At 47.3% G+C, this 21,210-nt stretch carries 16 protein-coding genes and 1 tRNA gene; 11 read left to right on the forward strand and 6 right to left on the reverse strand.

The annotated features are described in order from the left end of the window. Nucleotides 1–6 precede the first annotated feature (6 nt). Both VFA_RS16365 and VFA_RS16370 read right to left on the reverse strand, forming a co-directional pair. Nucleotides 7–1,626: an acyl-CoA synthetase gene (locus VFA_RS16365; protein WP_004727957.1), complete on the reverse strand. Its 1,620-nt coding sequence runs from the start codon at nucleotides 1,624–1,626 to the stop codon at nucleotides 7–9. A 335-nt stretch (nucleotides 1,627–1,961) separates the two neighbouring features. Next, nucleotides 1,962–2,924: a LysR family transcriptional regulator gene (locus VFA_RS16370; RefSeq protein ID WP_004727958.1), complete on the reverse strand. Its 963-nt coding sequence runs from the start codon at nucleotides 2,922–2,924 to the stop codon at nucleotides 1,962–1,964. A gap of 151 nt (nucleotides 2,925–3,075) precedes the next feature. Here VFA_RS16370 and VFA_RS16375 point away from each other — a divergent pair, with 151 nt between their 5' ends. From VFA_RS16375 to gabT, 6 genes are all read left to right on the forward strand, one after another. Continuing rightward, nucleotides 3,076–4,515, forward strand: coding sequence for an NAD-dependent succinate-semialdehyde dehydrogenase (locus VFA_RS16375; protein ID WP_004727959.1), 1,440 nt, complete (start codon nucleotides 3,076–3,078; stop codon nucleotides 4,513–4,515). A 271-nt stretch (nucleotides 4,516–4,786) separates the two neighbouring features. Beyond that, a complete protein-coding gene (locus tag VFA_RS16380) occupies nucleotides 4,787–5,821 on the forward strand; it encodes a TRAP transporter substrate-binding protein (protein WP_004727960.1) in 1,035 nt (344 codons plus the stop codon). 102 nt (nucleotides 5,822–5,923) lie between these two features. After that, nucleotides 5,924–6,499: a TRAP transporter small permease subunit gene (locus VFA_RS16385; RefSeq protein WP_038152073.1), complete on the forward strand. Its 576-nt coding sequence runs from the start codon at nucleotides 5,924–5,926 to the stop codon at nucleotides 6,497–6,499. Next, entirely contained in the window at nucleotides 6,496–7,818 is a 1,323-nt protein-coding gene (locus VFA_RS16390) for a TRAP transporter large permease (protein ID WP_004727961.1), read from the forward strand. Before VFA_RS16385 ends, VFA_RS16390 begins: the two co-directional genes overlap by 4 nt. Nucleotide 7,819: 1 nt before the next feature. After that, on the forward strand, nucleotides 7,820–8,272 hold the full coding sequence (locus tag VFA_RS23480) for a universal stress protein (RefSeq protein ID WP_081454485.1): 453 nt from the start codon (nucleotides 7,820–7,822) through the stop codon (nucleotides 8,270–8,272). Between the two features lie 79 nt (nucleotides 8,273–8,351). After that, nucleotides 8,352–9,623, forward strand: coding sequence for a 4-aminobutyrate--2-oxoglutarate transaminase (gene gabT, locus VFA_RS16400; RefSeq protein WP_004727963.1), 1,272 nt, complete (start codon nucleotides 8,352–8,354; stop codon nucleotides 9,621–9,623). 57 nt (nucleotides 9,624–9,680) lie between these two features. On the opposite strand, the gene VFA_RS16405 is transcribed toward gabT, so the two are convergent. Next, nucleotides 9,681–9,771: transfer RNA gene (locus VFA_RS16405), tRNA-Ser, on the reverse strand. A 185-nt stretch (nucleotides 9,772–9,956) separates the two neighbouring features. Continuing rightward, nucleotides 9,957–11,213 (reverse strand): adenylosuccinate synthetase, encoded by a 1,257-nt coding sequence (locus tag VFA_RS16410; protein ID WP_004727964.1) that lies wholly within the window; start codon nucleotides 11,211–11,213, stop codon nucleotides 9,957–9,959. Between the two features lie 164 nt (nucleotides 11,214–11,377). Here VFA_RS16410 and VFA_RS16415 point away from each other — a divergent pair, with 164 nt between their 5' ends. Together VFA_RS16415 and VFA_RS16420 are read left to right on the forward strand one after the other, a co-directional pair. Further along, a complete protein-coding gene (locus tag VFA_RS16415) occupies nucleotides 11,378–12,265 on the forward strand; it encodes a LysR family transcriptional regulator (protein WP_004727965.1) in 888 nt (295 codons plus the stop codon). Nucleotides 12,266–12,592: 327 nt separating this feature from the next. Then, nucleotides 12,593–13,264, forward strand: coding sequence for a MaoC family dehydratase (locus VFA_RS16420; protein WP_004727966.1), 672 nt, complete (start codon nucleotides 12,593–12,595; stop codon nucleotides 13,262–13,264). Nucleotides 13,265–13,315: 51 nt separating this feature from the next. Here VFA_RS16420 and VFA_RS16425 read toward each other — a convergent pair whose 3' ends face one another. Further along, nucleotides 13,316–14,140, reverse strand: coding sequence for a phosphate ABC transporter substrate-binding protein (locus VFA_RS16425; protein ID WP_038152078.1), 825 nt, complete (start codon nucleotides 14,138–14,140; stop codon nucleotides 13,316–13,318). Between the two features lie 216 nt (nucleotides 14,141–14,356). Here VFA_RS16425 and VFA_RS16430 point away from each other — a divergent pair, with 216 nt between their 5' ends. Next, the gene (locus VFA_RS16430) at nucleotides 14,357–14,710 is read left to right on the forward strand and encodes a DUF3024 domain-containing protein (protein ID WP_014257180.1); all 354 of its coding nucleotides are present in this window, start codon (nucleotides 14,357–14,359) and stop codon (nucleotides 14,708–14,710) included. A 70-nt stretch (nucleotides 14,711–14,780) separates the two neighbouring features. Here VFA_RS16430 and rnb read toward each other — a convergent pair whose 3' ends face one another. Further along, nucleotides 14,781–16,787 (reverse strand): exoribonuclease II, encoded by a 2,007-nt coding sequence (gene rnb, locus VFA_RS16435; protein ID WP_004727969.1) that lies wholly within the window; start codon nucleotides 16,785–16,787, stop codon nucleotides 14,781–14,783. A 375-nt stretch (nucleotides 16,788–17,162) separates the two neighbouring features. On the opposite strand from rnb, the gene VFA_RS16440 reads away from it, so the two are divergent. Together VFA_RS16440 and thrS are read left to right on the forward strand one after the other, a co-directional pair. Next, complete coding sequence (locus VFA_RS16440) at nucleotides 17,163–19,061, forward strand: DEAD/DEAH box helicase (RefSeq protein WP_004727970.1); 1,899 nt, start codon at nucleotides 17,163–17,165, stop codon at nucleotides 19,059–19,061. A 219-nt stretch (nucleotides 19,062–19,280) separates the two neighbouring features. After that, a complete protein-coding gene (gene thrS, locus VFA_RS16445; protein ID WP_004727971.1) occupies nucleotides 19,281–21,209 on the forward strand; it encodes a threonine--tRNA ligase in 1,929 nt (642 codons plus the stop codon). Nucleotide 21,210: the final 1 nt, after the last annotated feature.

The following is a 21,210-nucleotide window of genomic DNA, read 5'->3' on the forward strand; positions in this document are numbered from 1 at the left end:
TTGGCGTTAGATGGCTTTTGCCCAGTCGCGAAGGACGTACTTCTGGACTTTCCCGGTCGACGTTTTAGGGAGGTTGGCAAAGACAATCGTCTTCGGTACTTTGAACCCTGCTAAATGTTCGTGGCAGTAATCGATGATCTCTTGTTCTGTTGCGTATTCGGTTTCCTTTAACGTGATAAAAGCACAGGGCGATTCACCCCAGCGTGCATCGGGTTTCGCGACCACGGAGACTTCAAGAATGGCGGGGTGTTTATAAAGCACATCTTCCAGTTCGATGGTGGAAATGTTCTCACCGCCCGAGATGATGATGTCTTTCAAGCGATCTTTGATCTCGATGTAGCCGTTGGGGTGGCAGACGCCTAAGTCACCGGTGTGGAACCAACCCCCGTCAAAGGCTTCGGCGGTTGCATCGGGGTTTTTGAGGTAGCCTTTCATCACGGTGTTGCCGCGCATGAAGATTTCGCCGATAGTTTTGCCATCTTTTGTGACCGGTTGAAAGGTTTGAATATCGGCAACCATCACACCTTCAAGTGTGGGGTAGCGTACACCTTGACGCGATTTCAGCGTGGCTCGCTCTTCAAGGTTGAGGCTGTCCCACGCTTCATGCCATGCGCAAACCGTCACTGGGCCATACACTTCCGTTAAGCCATAAACATGCGTGACCTTGATGCCCATTTTTTCGATGTCACCAATGACTTTTGCTGGTGGTGCGGCGCCGGCAACCATGGCATTGACGGGATGGTCGATTGCAGCTTTGGCATCTTCTGGCATGTTGATCAACCCATTGAGCACGATGGGCGCGCCGCATAAGTGGCTGACTTGATGTTCGCGGATGAGCGTGAGGATTTTCTGTGGGTCCACTCGGCGAAGAAAGACATGTACACCCGCCAAGGCAGTGACTGTCCAAGGATAACACCACCCATTACAATGGAACATGGGCAGCGTCCAAAGATAGACCGGATGATTGCCCATGGACCACGTCATCTGGTTACCGAGTGAGTTTAAGTAAGCACCGCGATGGTGGTAAACCACACCTTTCGGATTGCCGGTGGTTCCCGATGTGTAGTTGAGCGAAATGGCTTGCCATTCGTCTTCGGGCCACTGCCATTCATATGCTGGGTCGCCTTCGGCAAGAAAGGTCTCGTAATCTAACTCGCTGGTGGCTTGTCCTTCACCGTATTCTGGATCGTCCACATCAATCACCAACGGCGGGGTGTCCATGAGCGCCAATGCATGTGCGATCACATCATGGAATTCACGGTCACAGATGAGCACTTTGGCTTCACAGTGGTTCAACATGAACGCGATGGTTTCTGCATCTAACCGAATGTTCAACGTGTTCAAGACAGCGCCGATCATCGGCACTCCAAAGTGGGCTTCCAACATGGCGGGAATATTGGGCAGCATGACCGAAACGGTGTCGCCTTTGCCCACCCCACGGCCTGCAAGTGCGGATGCGAGTTGGCGGCAGCGTTGATACGTTTCGGCCCATGTGCGGCGAATCGTGCCATGAATCACGGCAGGATAATTCGGGTAGATAGCGGCGGTTCGTTCCAAAAAACTCAATGGCGTGAGGGCAATATGATTCACTTCACATTGAGCAAGACCATTCTCGTAGATCGACATTTAAACTCCTTTTCACCCAAAGGGTATTCCATTCCACAATATTGATTTCCAAACAATACCTGCCTGAAAATAACAATTTGTTAACGCACGTTCGGTTATAGCATGTTCATTCGACGTGGAGTAATAGCCGATAGTCGTAGGGTCGGGGTTATTGTGTCGGAACGGCTGAGGGGGTGGCCGTATTATTTGGGGGAGTCGTCACGTACAAGCAGCAATTAAGGTGAAAACATCATGCTCAACTGGGGCGTACGACTTAAGACGAAAGGGGGGAGTAAATATCATCCATCACGTCATAAGCAACGCCCGACAAATCGTTCTATTTTGGTGTTTGTTTTTTATATCGATGACGATATTTTCGTGCTATTCATGACACCCCGTGTGTTTTTATTAAGATAAAAGTCTCTCATTGTTTTAATAAATAACGATCGAATTTTATTGGTTGAGTTTGTTTTCTTGGTAATGGCCATGATTTCCAGGTGGTAATATTGCGTGGCTGGTGTGATCGCAATCAGTTGGCCGGAATCGACATAGGATTGCGCATAGTTTTCAGGTAGATAACCAATGAATTTAGAGGACAAAATCAGCGCTAAACGAGATTCATAATTGTAGGCGGTTGCTTTTAAATTCATTTTCGGAAGTTGTGCATTGAGTAACTCTTGGCTTTTGATACCGGCATAAACAACCGGAAAGGCGTTGATGATGTCATCATTCAATTCCTTTTGGGGCATTTGGGCGAGGGGATTGTCGCTGCTTGCATAGAGATAGCAAACATCCGTATAAATGTGCTCATATTCTAAGCCTTCCAGTTCACGGTGAAAGGGGATAAAACCAATATCTGCTTCTTCTTGCAGAACTTTACGTTCTATTTCGGTCATTTTAGCTACGTCAGCATTTAAATAGACCTCGCGAGCGACCTTTGTGAATTGACGAATGACTTCTGGCATATTTGCCCGTGCATCCAAACTGATATTATCACTGAAAAGAACGGTGAGACTTCCCGAAAGTTGTACATCCAAGTGACTGATAATATTTCTAAATCGTTCAAGTTCGCCCAAGAGCTTGACGGTCGCCTCGTACACCACAGCACCTTCTTCCGTTAGCGCAAAGCCTGATCGCCCACGGCGACATAACGTAAGGTTTAGACGCGATTCTAAATTAGAAATATGAATACTGATTGTAGATCGGCTGATATTGAGTTCAGTCTCTGCTGCGGAAAAACCACCACAATCGGCAACCACTTTAAAAATCTTTAATTGTTTTATTTCATAATCACCGATAGGTGCTGCGTTTTTCATCATTGTTTTATACTCGTAAAACCTTACGTTTATAGAGGTATATTTATATGCCTCAAGAGCTTGTTATGATTTTTGTATCTCGTAGTTATTGTACGCGATGTGTTCTTTTTATCTTTGACACCGTTAATGTTTATAACTTTTAGGAATAAAAATCATGGCAGATTTGGTTTTATCTCGTGGCTTGATCAATGGCGAATGGATTGAAGCGATCGATGGGAAATACGTTGACGTGATAAACCCTTCCACAGGGCAGGTGATCACATCGGTTCCGGATATGGGAGAGAAAGAGTCCGAAGCGGCGGTGATGGCCGCATATAATGCGTTTCAAGATTGGCGCTCGACAACGGCGAAGTATCGCGCTGGGCTGATGAAAAAATGGTTCGACTTAATCGTTGAACATGCCGACCAACTTGCCAAGCTATTGACCACGGAGCAAGGTAAACCCTACAAAGAAGCGTATGGTGAAGTGCTTTACGGCGCTTCGTTTATCGAGTGGTTTGCCGAGGAGGCAAAACGAGTCTACGGCGATGTGATTCCGGCGGCGAACCCTCACAACCGATACATGACGATGAAGCAACCCATCGGGGTGGTCACGGCCATCACGCCTTGGAACTTCCCGGTGGCGATGATTACGCGCAAGGTGGGCCCAGCATTGGCAGCGGGCTGTACGGTGGTGATAAAACCTGGTGAAGACACGCCGTTGTGTGCGTTGGCCATCGCGAAACTTGCAGAGCTGGCTGGTATTCCCAACGGCGTGATTAATGTTGTGACAACGGCGCGTCCCTCGGGTGTCGGCAATGTATTGTGCAGCCATCCATTGGTGCGAAAGGTCTCATTTACCGGCTCGACAGCCGTTGGAAAACTCATTTTGCGACAGGCGGCCGATACGGTGAAAAAGGTCTCTTTAGAGCTGGGGGGAAATGCGCCTTTTATCGTCTTTGATGATGCGAACATCGATAAAGCTGTGTTGGGCGCGGTGATCTCAAAATATCGGAACGCAGGCCAAACGTGCGTGTGTACTAACCGTTTCTACATTCATGAGAAGGTCTACGATGAGTTTATGGACAAATTCACGCGTGCAGTTCAAGCGTTATCGATTGGCGATGGACTTCATGACGACACAGATATTGGCCCGCTGATTAACCAAAAGGCAATGGATAAAGTTTCAGCGCTAGTCACGACTGCCATTGAACAAGGGGCGACATTGGTGCTTGGGGGGGAATGTTCCGAATACGGCCGTCAGTTTTACAAACCGACCATCTTGGCGGATGTCACAGAGAACATGGCAATTGCTCATGAAGAACTGTTTGGCCCGATAGCGACCGTGTTTCGCTTTCGTGATGAAGAGGACGTCATTCGCCGTGCAAATGATACGCCCTATGGCTTGGCCGCTTATTTTTATACCCAAGATCATGCAAAAGTATGGCGGATGAGTGAGGCGCTTGAGTATGGCATTTTGGGGATCAATGAAGGCATTATTTCCACAGAAGTTGCGCCGTTTGGCGGTGTGAAAGAATCGGGAAGTGGTCGAGAAGGCTCCAAATATGGCATCGACGACTACTTGGAAATCAAATATTTATGCCATGGTATTTAAATCGGTGTCGTGCCGTTTTTGATATTCATGCTTTCTTAAAGCAGCACCGGAGTGCTGCTTTTTTTGTGCCTAACACAGGCCACGAGGGGAGTCACATGATGGCTCCCCACTTAGTTTGATGCCAATAAACCTTTAAGTAGAAAAGTTTGAATTTAAAACATGTAAACGAAATGTGATTGTTGTTAATGAAATGACAACTAAGGACGAATCGGTCATCGCTTGTTGTTACTGGCTTAGCCGGAGCAAACAGAATAACGAAAGGAGAAAGTTCATGTTTAAAACCTTAAATAAGTTAAAACAGCGAAGCTTGATGAAAAACATCGCAGTTGGCGCGCTTGCGATATCGAGTACTTTTTTTACTGTTTCTCACGCATACGCAGCAGAGCATAATTGGCGCTTTGTTAATTTATATCCGCGTGGAACCGCATACGGTGAAGTATACAAAGGCTTCGCTGACAACATCGAAGCGATGTCAAACGGACGGATTTCTGTTCAAGTGATGTATGCCGGTGAAGGTGTTGGACAAACAGGCGTATTGGGTTCGGTTAAATCTGGATTGATGACGATGGGGGCGCCTTTTCAACCGATGCATGCCGGAGAGTTTCCCGCTGGTGTGGTTGAAGTCGGTTTACCTGGAATGACCGATGATGTGGGTGAATTAAGTGCTCTGTTCCACGAAAGAGGCTGGGGAGACGTGCTCAAAGAAGCCTATGACAAGCAAAATCTTGTTTGGCTCGAACCTTATATTCAACTCCCCGTCTATGTGCTGACCAAAGCGCCGATTAACTCACTTGAAGACTTCAAAGGCATGAAAATTCGTGCACCGGGAGCCTACGGCAAGTTTTTACGTCAACTCGGAGCATCTCCCGTTTCGCTATCGTACAGTGAAATTTATACCAGTTTGGCGACTGGGGTGATCGACGGTTCGATTGGTAGCAATATTATTGACCACCGTGATGGAAACCATGTCGAAGTGGCTAAATACATGTATCGCCTGCCTATCGCGGGTGCACAAACCCTGCCTATCGTCGTCAATAAGAATGCGTGGAATAAACTCAGCGATGACTTGAAAGCAATCGTGCGTGCTGCGAGTGCAGTCCATGCTCGTGAACAGATGACGAAGTCACGTCTGTGGGAATCACAAGCCATTGCAGACATGGAAGCCAAAGGCATGTTATGGAGCCCAGAACCCAGCGAACAGGATGTTGCGACATGGAAAAAAGCGGCTTCAACGCTTTGGGCAGAATACGCAGAGTCCGATCCTTACAGCCAACGCTTGGTGAAGATTGTTCAAAATTCTCAATGAGCCAGTGAATCTGATGATCGACAGCAACCTATCACGCTCGATCATCAATCAGAGAAGGGGCATCGCCCCCTCTTTCTTGTAACTCTAATAGAGATGGAACTTATGCTGAGTGCTTTACTTGCCAGTTATTGCCAAGGTGTAAACAAAATAGTGCATTGGATAGGCCTTTCAGCGTCTTTTCTGATGCCAATTCTTGCTGCAACTGTTGCCTTTGAAGTTTTCGCGAGGTACGCCTTGGGAAAGCCAACCGTTTGGGCGTATGACGTTTCCCTTTTCTTGTTTGGGTATATTGCGGCTTTAGGTGGCGCTCTGGCTCAACAAAACAAAGCACATATCAATGTGGATGTGTTGTATCTACAGGTCTCTGTGCGTGTTCGTTCGTTGTTTAATCTTGTGTCGTATTCGTTAGCGATCTTTTTTCTTTGGGTTGTGTTGAGTATGGCCATCGGTAAATTGGATGAGGCGATAGAGTTTAATTATCGTCGCCAATCGGAATGGGCCCCTTCCATGGCACATTTCTGGGTCATGCTCGTTGTCGCTTGTAGCTGTTTTATCGCGCAATTGTCCAGCGATATAGTCCAAGATTTATATTACTTAGTGAAGGGCAAATCACTACTCGAACACGAGTCCAATACGCGCCAGAATTGTGAAACTTTCGTTGAAGTGGAGGACGCATGAGCATTGAAGTCTTAACTTTGTTACTCATTGGTTGTGTCATGACCTTCTTTCTGCTCGGGGCGCCTGTGGGGCTCGCGTTAGGCGGCATCGCCATGGGAATGGGGTATATGACGTGGGGGGAAGGCATATTTAACTTAGTTCCCACGACAATAGAGAGCAACTTTTTCAGTTTTGTTTTGCTGGCGATCCCGCTCTACATTTATATGGGACAGCTGTTAACGCGTTCAGGGATTGGCGATGCAATGTTCAATGCCAGCCAGATGGTGATTGGCCGCATTCGTGGTTCATTGGCGGTGAGCGTGATCGGGGTGTGCTCCATGATCGGTGCCATGGTTGGCATCATTGGTGCTGGAATCATGACGTCAGGCAGTATTGCGCTCAAACCGATGTTGGAGCGGGGCTATGACAAACGTTTAGCGCTGGGTGTCATTATGGCTGGTGGGGGGCTTGGCATCTTGATTCCACCAAGTATTCCAATGGTGATGTATGCCGCCACAACACAGAATTCCGTCGGGCGTATGTTCTTAGCTGCGATCGTTCCTGCCCTAATTTCCATTTTGCTATTGATGGCGTATGTCATTATCAGCTGTAAGATCAATCCCCAAAAAGCCCCGCTTCATACTGGGCATGAAAGTACAATGTCCGGAAAAGAAAAATTGATTACGGCCCGTGATGGATTGTTTTCTCTACTTTTAATAGTGGCGGTACTGGGGAGTATTATTGCGGGTATTGCAACGCCGACGGAGTCGGGCGCTATTGGTGTCGTTAGCGCTATCTTATTGGCGTTCGTATTTAAGCGTTTTCGGTTTGAAATGTTTAAATCGTCTGGTTTTGAAACAGCGATGCTCGTGAGTGTGTCGATGTGGATCATTTTAGGCGCATCTTTATTTAGCAATTTCCACATGTTGAGTGGGGTGCAAACCATGGTTTCCGAACTCACGGAAGATCTTGGTTTACCACCACTGGGCGTCATTATTCTCATGCAAGTGATTATGTTGTTGCTTGGCTTTATTATTGATGAATTAATCATCGTTTTAATGTGCGCACCGCTGTTTACGCCAATTGTAGTGTCGCTAGGGTATGATCCAATTTGGTTCGGTATTTTAATGATATTAAATATTGAAATCGCTGTTCAAACACCGCCTTATGGTTTTGCACTGTTTTACCTTAAGGGGATTGCTCCTCCGGATGTGAGCATGATGGATATCTATCGTTCTATTTTGCCATTTATTGCATTAAAACTGTGCGTGTTAGTTTTCTGTATGGTATTTCCTGAAGTTGTTATGTGGCTACCCAATATGGTTATGGGAGAGAATTAATATGATATTTAAACGTGTATTAATTCCCATTGATCTTTCCTTCACTGATATGGTGAAGCAGGAGGTGGCGGTGGCTCTTGCGCTCATCGAATCTAGTGGCGTGATCGACATCATCTATGTCGATGATGCTAAAACGCATCACAGTTTGGCACCAACGGTGTCAGACAGTGTTTTTTCTAAACAACATCAGCATGCATTCGATAGCTTAAAAGAAATACTCAAGCACTGTGTTCCAAGGCCCAATCGGGGATCAGCAATGATTCGCAATGGTGTCGTCGCGGATGAAATATTGAGACAAGCGAAAAAATCCAGTGTTGATGCCATCGTTATGGTCTCAAAATCGCCAAAGCTCAGTTCATATATTAATGGTTCGACGGCTGCAAAAATTGTACGTCACTCAGACTGCTCTGTGTTCGTATTAAAGCATCATGCGGCAACCATGATTGAACGATAAAAGATAAATAGAAATTAATGTATATCTGCTAAATAAAATGGATTTAGTGGAGGGTACTCTCACGTGAAAGGAATGAATCATGAATAATCAGCAATTACATCAAAGAAGAAACCAAGTATTTTCAAATGGGATGGGCGCCTTATATCCCATTTACGTTGCCAAGGCAGAAAATGCTTTAATATGGGATGTGGAAGGAAATAAATACATCGATTTTGCATCGGGTATTGCCGTCAATAACACAGGACATTCCAATAAACGGATTGTTGAAGCCGTCAAAGCGCAACTTGACAATTTCTCGCATACCTGTGCCTTAGTCACGCCATATGAGTCATTTGTGGCGCTGGCAGAAAAACTGACTCAAATTGCGCCCGGGCCTTCAGAGAAAAAGGCCGTCTTTCTTACAACCGGTGCTGAAGCGGTAGAGAATGCGGTAAAAGTTGCGCGGGCCTATACCGGGCGTAGTGGTGTGATTGCGTTCAAAGGTGGATTTCATGGCCGGACGAATTTAACCATTGCACTAACTGGGAAAATTGCACCCTACAAAGCCAGCTTTGGCCCATTTCCCGGTGAGATTTTTCATGCACCATATCCCAATGAACTGCATGGCATTTCGGTTGAACAGAGTTTGCAAGCGCTTGAAGACCTCTTTGCATGTGACATTGAAGCCACGCGCGTTGCGGCAATCATTTTCGAGCCAATTCAAGGGGAAGGTGGATTTTATCAAGCGCCCAAGGCATTTGCGCAGGGCTTACGCGCGCTTTGCGACAAGTATGGCATCATGCTGATTGCGGATGAAATTCAATCAGGCTTTGCTCGTACTGGAAAAATGTTTGCCACGGAGTATTTGGATATTGAGCCGGATCTGATGACCATGGCGAAGGGGATTGCTGGTGGCTTCCCGCTGTCGGCCGTGGTCGGAAAAGCCGATGTCATGAATGCAGCACCTGCGGGTGGCCTTGGTGGGACTTATGCAGGTTCTCCGATGGGATGTGTCGCAGGGCTTGAAGTCTTAAAGATCATTGCAGAAGAAAATTTATGCGAGAAAGCACTAAATATTGGTGAAGTTGTGCATGCGCGATTAACAAAGTTACAAACACTGGTTCCTCAAATCAGTGAAGTTCGCGCGCATGGTGCGATGATGGCAATTGAGTTTTCGGACCCTTCATCGGGTCAACCGCTGCAACAGTTTACGAAGTCGATTATTGACAACGCGCAACAACATGGCGTGATCCTTCTCTCTTGCGGAGTGAAAGGCAATGTCATTCGATTGTTACCACCGTTGACCATTGAATTGGATGTGTTGAATGAAGGTCTGGATAAGTTAGAAGCGATTATCAAAGCGCTGGCTTAGTCTTCTTTACGTCGCAAAAACAAAAAAGCCGCTGACGAATCAGCGGCTTTTCGAATGTGGCGGAGAGATAGGGATTTGAACCCTAGGATAGCTATTAACCATCGCCGGTTTTCAAGACCGGTGCTTTCAACCACTCAGCCATCTCTCCGTAAGTGCGAAGAACTATACTCGCGGATAACCATGTTGTAAATACGTCATTGTGCTAACTGACTAGTCTATAACCATTTTTACGAATTTTGTTTTGAAAGCAAGGTTGGCGCGAGGCCGGTGGGGCTGAACACAACAAAAAGGCCGACGTCATCGTCGGCCTTGGCTTGGTTCTTTTGGGGCAGATTAACGCAGAATCATCTGCGCGCGTTCTGGACCCACTGAAATCATTTTCACGGGCACACCCATGAGCGCTTCAACACGCAGTACGTATTTTTGCGCTGCAACTGGCAAGCTTTCAAAGGTGCGACAACCAGTGATGTCTTCGCTCCAGCCTTCCATTTGTTCGTAAACTGGCGCAAGGGCAGACGTTTGTGGCCAAATTGGGTTTTCGCTATGGTCGCCGTCGTAGTCCACGCAGATTTTCAGATCTTGCATGCCGCTTAGGCAGTCCAGTTTAGTCAGTGCAACTTCTGTTGCAGCTTGTAGTTCAACGCCGTTACGTGTTGCCACTGCATCGAAATAACCCATATCACGTGGACGACCTGTGACCGCGCCGTATTCATTCGCAGCTTCACGGAAGCTGTCTTGCTCTTCCATGGCGGTGATCAATGTGCCTGTACCGACAGAAGAACTGAATGATTTGGCAACCGCAATGATGCGCTCTGGGCGAAGTGCTGGCAAACCACTACCCAAACCTGCGTATGCTGCTGTCACGTTTGAAGAGGTTGTCCATGGGTATTCACCGTAAACGAGGTCACGACCCGCGCCCAATTGTGCTTCAAACAGTAGGTTTTCGTCTTTCGCTTGCAGCGCTTTCAATGGCTCGCTGACGTTACAAATCGCATCGCGCCATGGGGCAGAAACTTCCAACAACCAGTCTGTCATCTCTTGTGCGGTTTGCGTAAATTCGAAAGTTGGGTAAAGCGCTTTTAATTGCGGCAGTTTCCAGTCCAGCATGAATTGAATACGTTCACGCAATACTTCAGGTTGTTTCAACCAACCAACCAGAATCCCTTTCTTCATGACACGGTCACCGTATGCAGGTGCGATGCCTTGACGCGTTGAACCGTAAGCGCCATCACCAAGGCGTAATTCTTCTAGCGTATCTTCCAGTGCGTGAATAGGCAGACACAGCGTGGCGCGGTCAGAGATGCACAGGTTGACGTTCACGCCAGCTTCTTTGACTTCTGCGATTTCTTGAGACAGTGGCGCAGGGCTGATCACCATGCCAGGGCCAAGCACTGCAATACAGCCTGGGTTGAACACGCCGCTTGGCAGTTGGTGCAGTTTGAATGTACCAAAATCATTCACAACGGTATGACCGGCGTTATTACCGCCTTGGAAACGGATGCTGGCTGCGGCACTATCTGCTAAATAGTCCACGATACGGCCTTTACCTTCATCACCCCAGTTAGCACCAACTACAACAATAGACGACATGTTTTGATCTCCTTAAAAGTTACCTTTTTATCCTATGGGGGGATCGTAAATAAGAAAAATTAATAATCATTATGAGCTTGATAAGGAATTCATATCGAGATAATTTGACCGCGTTCAATGATCACACCACCATTTTCGGCATCATAGATGGTTAAGGAGCGGATATGCTGGATCTCAACTGGCTCAACACGTTTGTCACGCTGGCTCGTTTGGAGCACTTTGGCAAGGCGGCCAACGAACTGCACATGACTCAGCCCAACGTGAGCTTACACATCAAACAGCTGGAGCAAAGTACGCGCGTCAAACTGATTGAACGTAATCCGTTTCGTCTGACGCAAGCGGGCGAACGCTTGTTGCAAAGTGCGCAAAATACATTGATGGAACTGCAAAGCTGTCAGTCGGACCTCAATGCGATTAACGATTTGTGCCAAGGCACACTCACGATTGCTGCGAGCGATATTATTTCGCGTTGGTTACTGATTGGGCCGTTTCAATCATTTAAAGCCGAGTTTCCCGGTATTGATTTAACGTTGCTGAATACCACATCGACACAGGCGTCAGATTCAGTGAAGAGTGCGAAAGCCGATCTCGGTTTTGTGATGGCGCAAAAGGAGAGTCAACCGCTGCATTTTACCGAGCTGAAACAGGTCACATGGTGCGCGTTAGGAAACGGCCTTGAAGCGTGGCAAAAAGGGGAGCAGGTCGATAACCTTGAAGCGCCGACATTGATTCTTCTGGGTCACGATACGCGAACGCGGGATTTGATGGATCCTGCGCTGCCTGATCTAAAACTGCCCAAGTATCGCATTATGGAAGTCGATAGTGTGGACGCACAGATTGATTGGGCAGAAGCCGGCTTTGGCATCGCGATTGTGCCTGACTTTTCGCTCCATCCGAAGCTCAACCTGCAATCGACGATCACGCCGTTGCCGACATTTCCTTCTGCTAGTTTGGGTTACATTGTGCGCCAAAACCAAGTGTTATCGAAAGCGATTAAGAAGTTACTGCGTTGGGTGGAAGAAGAAATTGTGCGCTCACCGCATGTTCAGTAAACCAGTAGGTGCGTAAGTGTTGAGCGTGTCATCGACCAACAAAAATAAAGGGCAAAAAATGCCCATTTGGCCAATGTTTGCGCAGTTTTAGCCATCAAAATGCAGAACTTGGGTCGTTAACTGTGTCGAAACTTTGCACAAAAGAATGGTGTATTTACTCTAATTTGTGAAGTGCTAATAAAATAATGTTTTATTGCTAATGTATTGATATATAAAAATAAATTAAGGTTGAGAATACGACTGTACGCCCGAAAGTGTTTGCGACTTACTGTGAAGTACTTCAAAATTAGGACATTAGCATTTCTTCTTAGTTAAGAATGAGGTTTTATGAAAGTCGCGGATCTATTTAAACATCGTGCAGAAAATCTTGTTAAACACGCTGAATTTAAGCAGTGGGTTTCTCCTGCTATGCGTGAATACTGGGACGAATTCTTAGGCAAAGCCAATAATCGCCAGCTGTTCACTTGGGTGAAAGAGTTCCATCAGCCGGCAAATGAAGACGTACAAATCCCCGAGCCTATCGTGTTAAAACCCGAAGCGCAGGTAGTGTACGATGAATTGGTGCCACAAATTGGTGACGTGATCCATATCGGTGACTGGATTCTCGTTGATCAGGATCGTATTAACCAATTTGGTGCTGTCACGGAAGATATGCAATGGATTCACACTGACCCAGACAAAGCACAAGCTGAGTCACCATTTAAAACCACCATCGCACACGGTTTTTTAACCTTGGCGTTACTGCCTAAGTTAACCGATAGCGTGGATGCGGATAACTCACTGTTCCCGACCGCAAAGCTGGTAGTGAACATTGGCCTCAACTCTGTACGTTTCCCTTATCCGGTGAAATCTGGCAGCCGAGTTCGCGCAGTGAGTACGTTGTCTAAAGTCACACCGATTAAGAAAGGCCTTGAGATTGAACGTGAAATCAAGGTGGAGATCGAAGGCGTTCGCCGCCCGGGGTGTGTTGTGGTCTCAGTGATTCAACTGCATTTTTAAGTGCGTCGAGCATTAAAAAAGGAGAGCATTGGCTCTCCTTTTTTGTGCCTGTTATTTGTATTCCCCAACGGGAATGTAGCCGTATTCAACGATCAATGCTTTCGCGCGTTCAGAATGCAGAAAGTCGAGGAAGGCTTTGGCTTCTTTGCTGGCTTTCTCGCTGTAATGCAACACCAAAAATGGGCGAGACAAAGCGTATTTGTGTTCGGCAATCGTTTTTGATGTCGCATCGATGCCCTCGAATTGGATCGCTTTGACCGATTTATCGACAGATCCTGTGGACACAAAACCGATGGCTTGCGAGTTGTGATTAATCAGCGTTTTGACCATGCTGTTGCTGTTCACCACCAAGTTGTTTGGACTGATATCAGACACCAAACGGTCTTTGATGATTTTGGTCAGCCCCAGTAGGCTTTCGAAACTGTAACGCGTGCCAGAAGAGGCTTCACGCGTAACCACTGCGATTTTTTGGTCGCTACCACCCACTTGTTTCCAGTTGGTGATGGTTCCTTTGTAAATCTCATACAACTGTTCACGCGATAAGTTATTGACAGGGTTGGCGCGGTTAACGATCACGGCGAGACCATCGTAGGCGAGTAGGAAAGAGTTGAGCGATTCCTCCTCTTCACTTTCGGTGAGGTAACGTGAACTCATGGCGATTTGAGCAACGCCTTTTTTCAGCAATGTAATTCCGGCTGTGGAGCCAACACCTTGAACAGCGACGTAGCTGTCCGGGTGAGTGGCATTGTATTCCTCGGCCAATACATCCATGATGCGAGCAACAGATGTAGAACCAGAGACATTAATCTCGCTCGCTTGCGCAAAAGAGGTCAAAAGTGAGAGTGAGCAAAGAGCAGCAAGCGCGACCCGTAGCATAAGTGAACTCCAAAATAGGTAATCGAACAAAGCATTATGTTATGTCGCTTAGATTACAATTTTGTGAATCGTCGTCTTGTGCAAGCCTGATAGTGTGAAATGCCTCCAGTTTAAACGGGATGGGTTATACTCAAAACACATTGAGATCATAGAAAATTCAGTTCTTTCAGGAGATACTGAGTCGGTTAGCTGGTTGAGAAAGGCGTTGAGGGAGTTATGGCGGTCATTAGTTTACTGCAGCGTCAGATAGAGCGAAGAGCGGCACTGGTGTGCGACAATCGAAATCAGAGCTTGCCGGCTGAATTGGGTAAGTCCGGTTTTGAATCCATCGAAAATGGCGTCCAGTTTATGCAGAGCCACTTTAAGTTGGACTCTGCGCATTGCGATTACACCAGCCCAGTGGCGAAAGTGATCTGGGAAGAAGAGTCGAACTTGTGGGCGTTGTATGTGCCATCGGGTTCGGGCGAAACGCCGGAATGGGTTCCGTATCCGTATTTATCCAAAAGTGGTGATTTAACCGCGTTGATTCGAGAAGTGGAAAAGGACCCGAAAGCGTACTTTTGGTCTTGAGGTTTTACGAATCTATTTCAGGCAATAAAAAAGGCATTCATGATGAATGCCTTTTTTGATCGTGTCGCGCTTACGCTTGGCTTGGCTCTTGTGAAGCTTCTGGCGCTTTCGGCGCATCGGCAAACACTTGCGTTGGTTTGGCCACGACACTGCGGTTTTCTTGGTTCACTTCGGTCAACACGACTTCCAGTGTGTCGCCCAGTTTGTAAACCACATTTTTATCGATAGACACCGTGCCATCTTCGCCGTTGCACTCGATACGTTCTTTGTTGTTGACAATCAATGCGCCAGGAATGAAAGCCATTGCGCCGTTCTCAAGCAAACGTACACGCATGCCGGCGCGGTTGATGTCGAAGATTTCCGCAGTAAAGCGTGTCTCTTTTGCTGGCTCTTCAGCCAGCGTGCGTGCATACAACCAGTCTGCAACGTTGCGTTCAGCAATCTTGTGGTGTTTACGATGCAGAGCCAACTCTTCGCCCACAGTTTCGTCTGGCTTTTGGACCGATTCTTTACCCAGAATGTGTGCTTTCAGCATTCGGTGGTTGATCATGTCGCCGTATTTACGAATCGGCGAAGTCCACGTGGCGTAAACATCAAGGCCCATAGCGAAGTGTGGCAATGGTTGATTGCCGATTTCGCTGTAGCTTTGGCTCTTACGAATGCGGTTGTCCAAGTAAGATGTTTCTTGAGTCGATAACCAACGACGCAGCGCGGCGAAACCTTCTACGGTATTCACGCTCTCTTCGTTGCATTCCGCGCCATGCGAATTCATCAGCGCAACGATATCGGCAACTTTTTCTGGTTTAAAGCCCGCGTGTGTGTTGAATACACCCGTGCCAAACGCCGCTTGCAGTGTTTTACCGGCGCAGATGTTCGCGGTGATCATTGATTCTTCAACCAAGCGATTTGCGGTGCGACGTGAGTCGGCATGAATTGCCACCACGTCGTTGTCTTCGCTCAGTTCGAAACGGTAGTCGGGACGATCGGGGAAGACGACCGCGTGTGTTTCACGCCAGTTGGCACGCGCTTGAGAAAATTCGTAGAGGTCGCGTACCACTTGCGCGATCTCATCAGTCGGTTGCCAAGCGTCGCTTGAACCGGTTTCTAACCAATCGGATACGTGGTCGTAAACCAGACGCGCGTGCGATTTAATGTTGGCAGCAAAGAAACGAATGTCGTCGCCAATCACGCCATCTTTATCAACGGTGACGGTGCAGCACAGGGCAGGGCGAACTTCGTTTTCGATCAGCGAACAGAGTTCGTCAGCCAGATCGCGTGGCAGCATTGGAATATTGCGACCCGGTAAATAGATAGTGAAGCCGCGCTCGCGCGCCACTTTGTCCATATCATCTTCTGGGGTGATGTAGGCGGTCGGGTCGGCGATAGCAATGGTCAGGGCGAAGCTGCCATCGTCCAGTTTTTTCGCGTACAGCGCATCGTCCATATCTTTAGTCGATTCGCCATCGATGGTGACAAATGGGACATCTGTCAAATCGACACGCGTGAGATCAGCGTCGTCTTTTAATTCCCAGTGTTCGATACCGGCCGGTTCGCAGTTTGGCAAATCGTTTTCTGCCAGCGTGACCCACCAAGGTGCAATCTTGTCATCGGCGTCAGTGATTTTCTCAGAAATCTCAGCAAAGAAACCATTGTCGTCTTTCAGCGGGTGACGAGTCAGGTGAGCAACGACCCAGTCGCCGTCTTGAAAGTGTTCTGGATTCAAACCCTTTTTCGTTTTTGCCTTGATTGGCATCTTTTTCAATTGTGGGTGATCCGGTGCAACGTTCAGTTTGCCTTTGTGAAGTTTTACGCGGCCAATAAAACGTGTCAGAGATTGTTCGATTAGTTCTTGAGGTTCCGCTACTTCACGCTCTTTCTCTGTGCGGATGATGGCAACCACTTTGTCACCATGCATGCATTTTTTCATGTACGGTGGTGGAATAAAGAAGCTGGTTTTGCTGTCAACTTCGAGGAAACCAAATCCTTTATCGGTCGCTTTAATTTGACCTTCTTTTTTCGGCAGGTTTTCTTGAATCTGTTGCTTTAATTGGGCAAGTAGTGGGTTATCTTGAAACATCTTTTAATATCTGACTCGATTAACTGGGCACACTATAATCATTGGCTATGATTATTACTACCGGAAACGTGTATAGCAGTGCCAAATAGACCAGGCTAAATTGCTGATTAAATCAGCGAATTTCTTGGAAATAAGGTGTTTAGCACGTTATTGAGGCGGCATTTTATCACTACTGAGAAAAAATTGTGATGAATTTCAATTTTTTCTAGCTTTTTTTATGTGTTTAGGGAATAATCCGCCTCCCTTAGATGTCCCTAGTGGCTTGATGCTTTTTGATACTCGTCCGCATCTGAACGGATTCAGCAACTTTCTTGGATTAGTTGGAATGGTAAAGCACGTGGGACCTTGGTTATTCATTATTTTAGTGGGATCCCCATGCAAGAATCTGTCATTCAATTCAGTGACTTAGCACTTAACAGTGCCATCCTTTCTGCCCTAACCGATATGGGCTTCGTTTCTCCAACTCCAATTCAGGCTGCTGCAATTCCTCTTCTTCTGGAAGGCCGCGACGCACTAGGTAAAGCACAAACAGGTACGGGTAAAACTGCAGCGTTCTCGCTGCCACTACTGAACAAATTGGATTTGAATCAGTACAAACCACAAGCAATCGTAATGGCTCCAACTCGCGAACTGGCTATCCAGGTTGCGGCAGAAGTTAAAAATCTGGGCCAAAACATTAAGGGATTGAAAGTTCTAGAGATCTACGGTGGTGCATCTATCGTTGATCAAATGCGCGCTCTGAAATCTGGCGCACACATCGTTGTGGGTACACCAGGCCGCGTTAAAGACCTGATCAGCCGTGAACGTCTGCACCTAGACGAATGTCATACATTCGTACTGGATGAAGCAGATGAAATGCTGAAAATGGGCTTCGTTGACGACGTGACTTGGATCATGGAACAAGCACCAGAAACAGCACAACGCGTTCTGTTCTCTGCAACCATGCCACCGATGGTAAAAGACATCGTTGATCGTTTCCTACGTGATCCAGCACGCGTTGACGTTGCCGGTTCAAACCAAACTGTTGCAAAAGTAGAGCAGCAGTACTGGGTTGTAAAAGGCGTAGAGAAAGATGAAGCAATGGCTCGTCTTCTTGAAACTGAAGAAACGGATGCATCAATCGTATTCGTACGTACTCGTCAAGACACCGAGCGCCTAGCGGATTGGTTGTGTGCACGTGGCTTTAAAGCAGCGGCACTACACGGTGATATTCCTCAGTCTCTGCGTGAGCGCACTGTTGATCACATCAAACAAGGCGTGATTGATATTCTGGTTGCAACTGACGTTGTGGCGCGTGGTCTTGATGTGCCACGTATCACGCACGTATTCAACTACGACATTCCGTTCGATGTAGAATCATACATTCACCGTATCGGTCGTACTGGCCGTGCTGGTCGTAAAGGTAAAGCGATCCTGTTGGTTCGTACTAACCAGATCCGCATGTTGCGTACCATCGAGCGTGTGACACGTTCTTCAATGGAAGAAATCCAACTTCCACACCGCGATAAAGTGGCTGAAGCACGTCTAAGCCAACTGGCGATTGAGCTGGAAGCTGAGAAAGAGCACGCTTCTCTGGAGAAATTTGCTGAGTTGGTTGAGAAACTGCAAGTGTCTCTGGAAATCGATGCAAACACGCTGGCTGCGATTCTGCTGAAACGTCAACAAGGCAAACGTCCTCTGTTCTACGTCGGTGAAGATCCAATGATCGAAGCTGTAGAGCGTGACAAACAGCGTCGTCGTGAACGCCGTGAAAACGGTGGTGATCGTCGTGATGGTCGTCGTGAATATACTGCAAACACAGACTGGGAAACTTACCAGCTGCAAGTGGGCCGTGATCAAGGCGTACAAGTGAAAGACATCGTTGGCGCACTCGCGAACGAACTGGGCCTGACAAAAGGTTCTATCGGCGCGATCAAACTGGCGCAAGGCCACACGTTTGTTCAGCTGCCTAAAACAATGTCTGCAGACGTGACTGGCAAACTACGCAAACTGCGTATTCGTCAGAAAGAAGTTGGCGCAGTTGTGTGTGACTTCGATGACTTCCGCGAATCACGTGGTCGTCGTGATGGCGGTAACCGTCGTGACGGTGGTTTCCGTGGCAACCGTGAAGGCGGAAACCGCGAAGGCGGCCGTCGTGAAGGTGGCTTCCGTGGTAACCGTGAAGGCGGTAGCCGCGAAGGTGGTGAACGTCGTTTCGACCGTAACCGTGGTGGCGATAACCGTGGTAACCACCGTGGTGAACGTGGTCACAGCCGTCGCCGCACTGAAGCATAATTTGCTTGTATCGCGATAAATAAAGAGAACCCGCATTGTTGATGCGGGTTTTTTCTTTCTCTTGAAATATTCTTACTTTACATTCGTTATGTGAGCTAGGTACAATTCGTTCTCCGTCGATAATCCGGTATTCGTGTTACCGAGTGATCATCGACGGCTCACACTTAAATAAACTGAACATGTGTTGCTTAGTGTGCAACACCACTGTAAGGATATCTCATGCCTATTATTACTCTTCCTGACGGCAGTCAGCGTCAATTTGACAACCCAGTTTCTACTCTAGAAGTGGCACAATCTATCGGCCCTGGTTTGGCGAAAGCCACCATCGCAGGTCGTGTAGATGGTGTTCGTGTTGATGCGTGCGATCTGATCGAAAACGACGCAAGCCTTGAAATCATCACCGCGAAAGACGAAGTAGACGGTTTGGAAATTGTTCGTCACTCTTGTGCTCACTTGCTCGGTCATGCACTGAAGCAACTTTACCCACAAGCGAAAATGGCGATTGGTCCAACCATCGACAACGGCTTCTACTACGACATCGATCTTGAAGAATCTCTGTCACAAGATGACATTGAGAAAATCGAAGCTCGCATGAAAGAGCTGGCGAAAACCAAGTATCAGGTTGTTAAAAAGAAAGTCAGCTGGCAGGAAGCGCGTGACACATTTGAAGCGCGTCAAGAACCATACAAGATGGAAATCTTGGATCAAAACGTCGCTCGCGATGATCGTCCTGGTCTTTACCACCATGAAGAATACATCGACATGTGTCGTGGCCCGCACGTACCACACATGGGTTTCTGCCAACACTTCAAACTGTTGAATGTGGCAGGCGCATACTGGCGCGGCGACAGCAACAATAAGATGCTACAACGTATCTACGGTACAGCTTTCCACGATAAGAAAGCACTTCAAGCTCACCTGACTCGTCTGGAAGAAGCTGCGAAGCGTGACCACCGTAAGATCGGTAAGCAACTTGACCTGTTCCACATGCAGCAAGAAGCACCGGGTATGGTGTTCTGGCACCATAATGGCTGGTCTATCTTCCGTGATTTGGAAGTGTTCATTCGTCACAAACTGAATGAATACGGTTACCAAGAAGTGAAAGGTCCTCTGATGATGGATCGCGTTCTGTGGGAACGTTCAGGTCACTGGGACAAATACGCAGATGCGATGTTTACAACATCCTCTGAGAACCGCGATTACGCGATTAAGCCAATGAACTGTCCAGGTCACGTTCAGATCTTTAACCAAGGTCTGAAATCTTACCGTGATTTGCCGCTGCGTATGGCGGAGTTCGGTTCATGTCACCGTAACGAGCCATCAGGTTCTCTGCACGGTATCATGCGTGTTCGTGGCTTTACTCAAGACGATGCACACATCTTCTGTACTGAAGATCAAATTCAAGAAGAAGTCACATCATGCATCAAGATGGTGTACGACACATACACCACATTTGGTTTTGACAATATCGCAGTGAAACTGTCTACTCGCCCAGAAAAACGCGTAGGTAGTGATGAGATTTGGGACAAATCTGAAGAAGCACTGAAACACTCTCTGGAAGCGATGGGTATCGCATACGAAATCCAAGAAGGAGAGGGTGCATTCTACGGTCCTAAGATCGAATTCACACTGTATGACTGTTTGGACCGTGCATGGCAATGTGGTACTGTACAGCTCGATTTCAACCTGCCATCGCGCTTAGGCGCAACTTACGTCGGTGAAAACAACGAGCGTCTTGTTCCTGTGATGATTCACCGTGCGATTTTAGGCTCACTTGAGCGTTTCATCGGTATTCTTATCGAAGAATACGCAGGTTTCTTCCCGACTTGGTTGGCTCCAGAGCAAGCAGTTGTCGTAAATATTACTGACAAACAAGCTGATTACGCTCAGGAAGTGGCTCAAAAGCTACAAAAATGTGGTATTAGAGCAAAAGCGGACTTGAGAAATGAGAAGATAGGCTTTAAAATCCGCGAACACACTCTAAAGCGTGTTCCGTATATGCTGGTTTGTGGCGACCAAGAAATGGAAGCCGGAGAAATCGCAGTACGTACACGTAAAGGTAAAGATCTTGGTAAGTTTAAACTGGATGACTTCGTATCGCATATCCAGACCGAGATTGCTAGCCGTAAGTTAAATCTGGAGGAATAAA

The sequence above is a fragment of the Vibrio furnissii CIP 102972 genome (genome assembly GCF_000176175.1).
In the GTDB taxonomy this organism is placed as follows: Bacteria; Pseudomonadota; Gammaproteobacteria; order Enterobacterales; family Vibrionaceae; genus Vibrio; species Vibrio furnissii.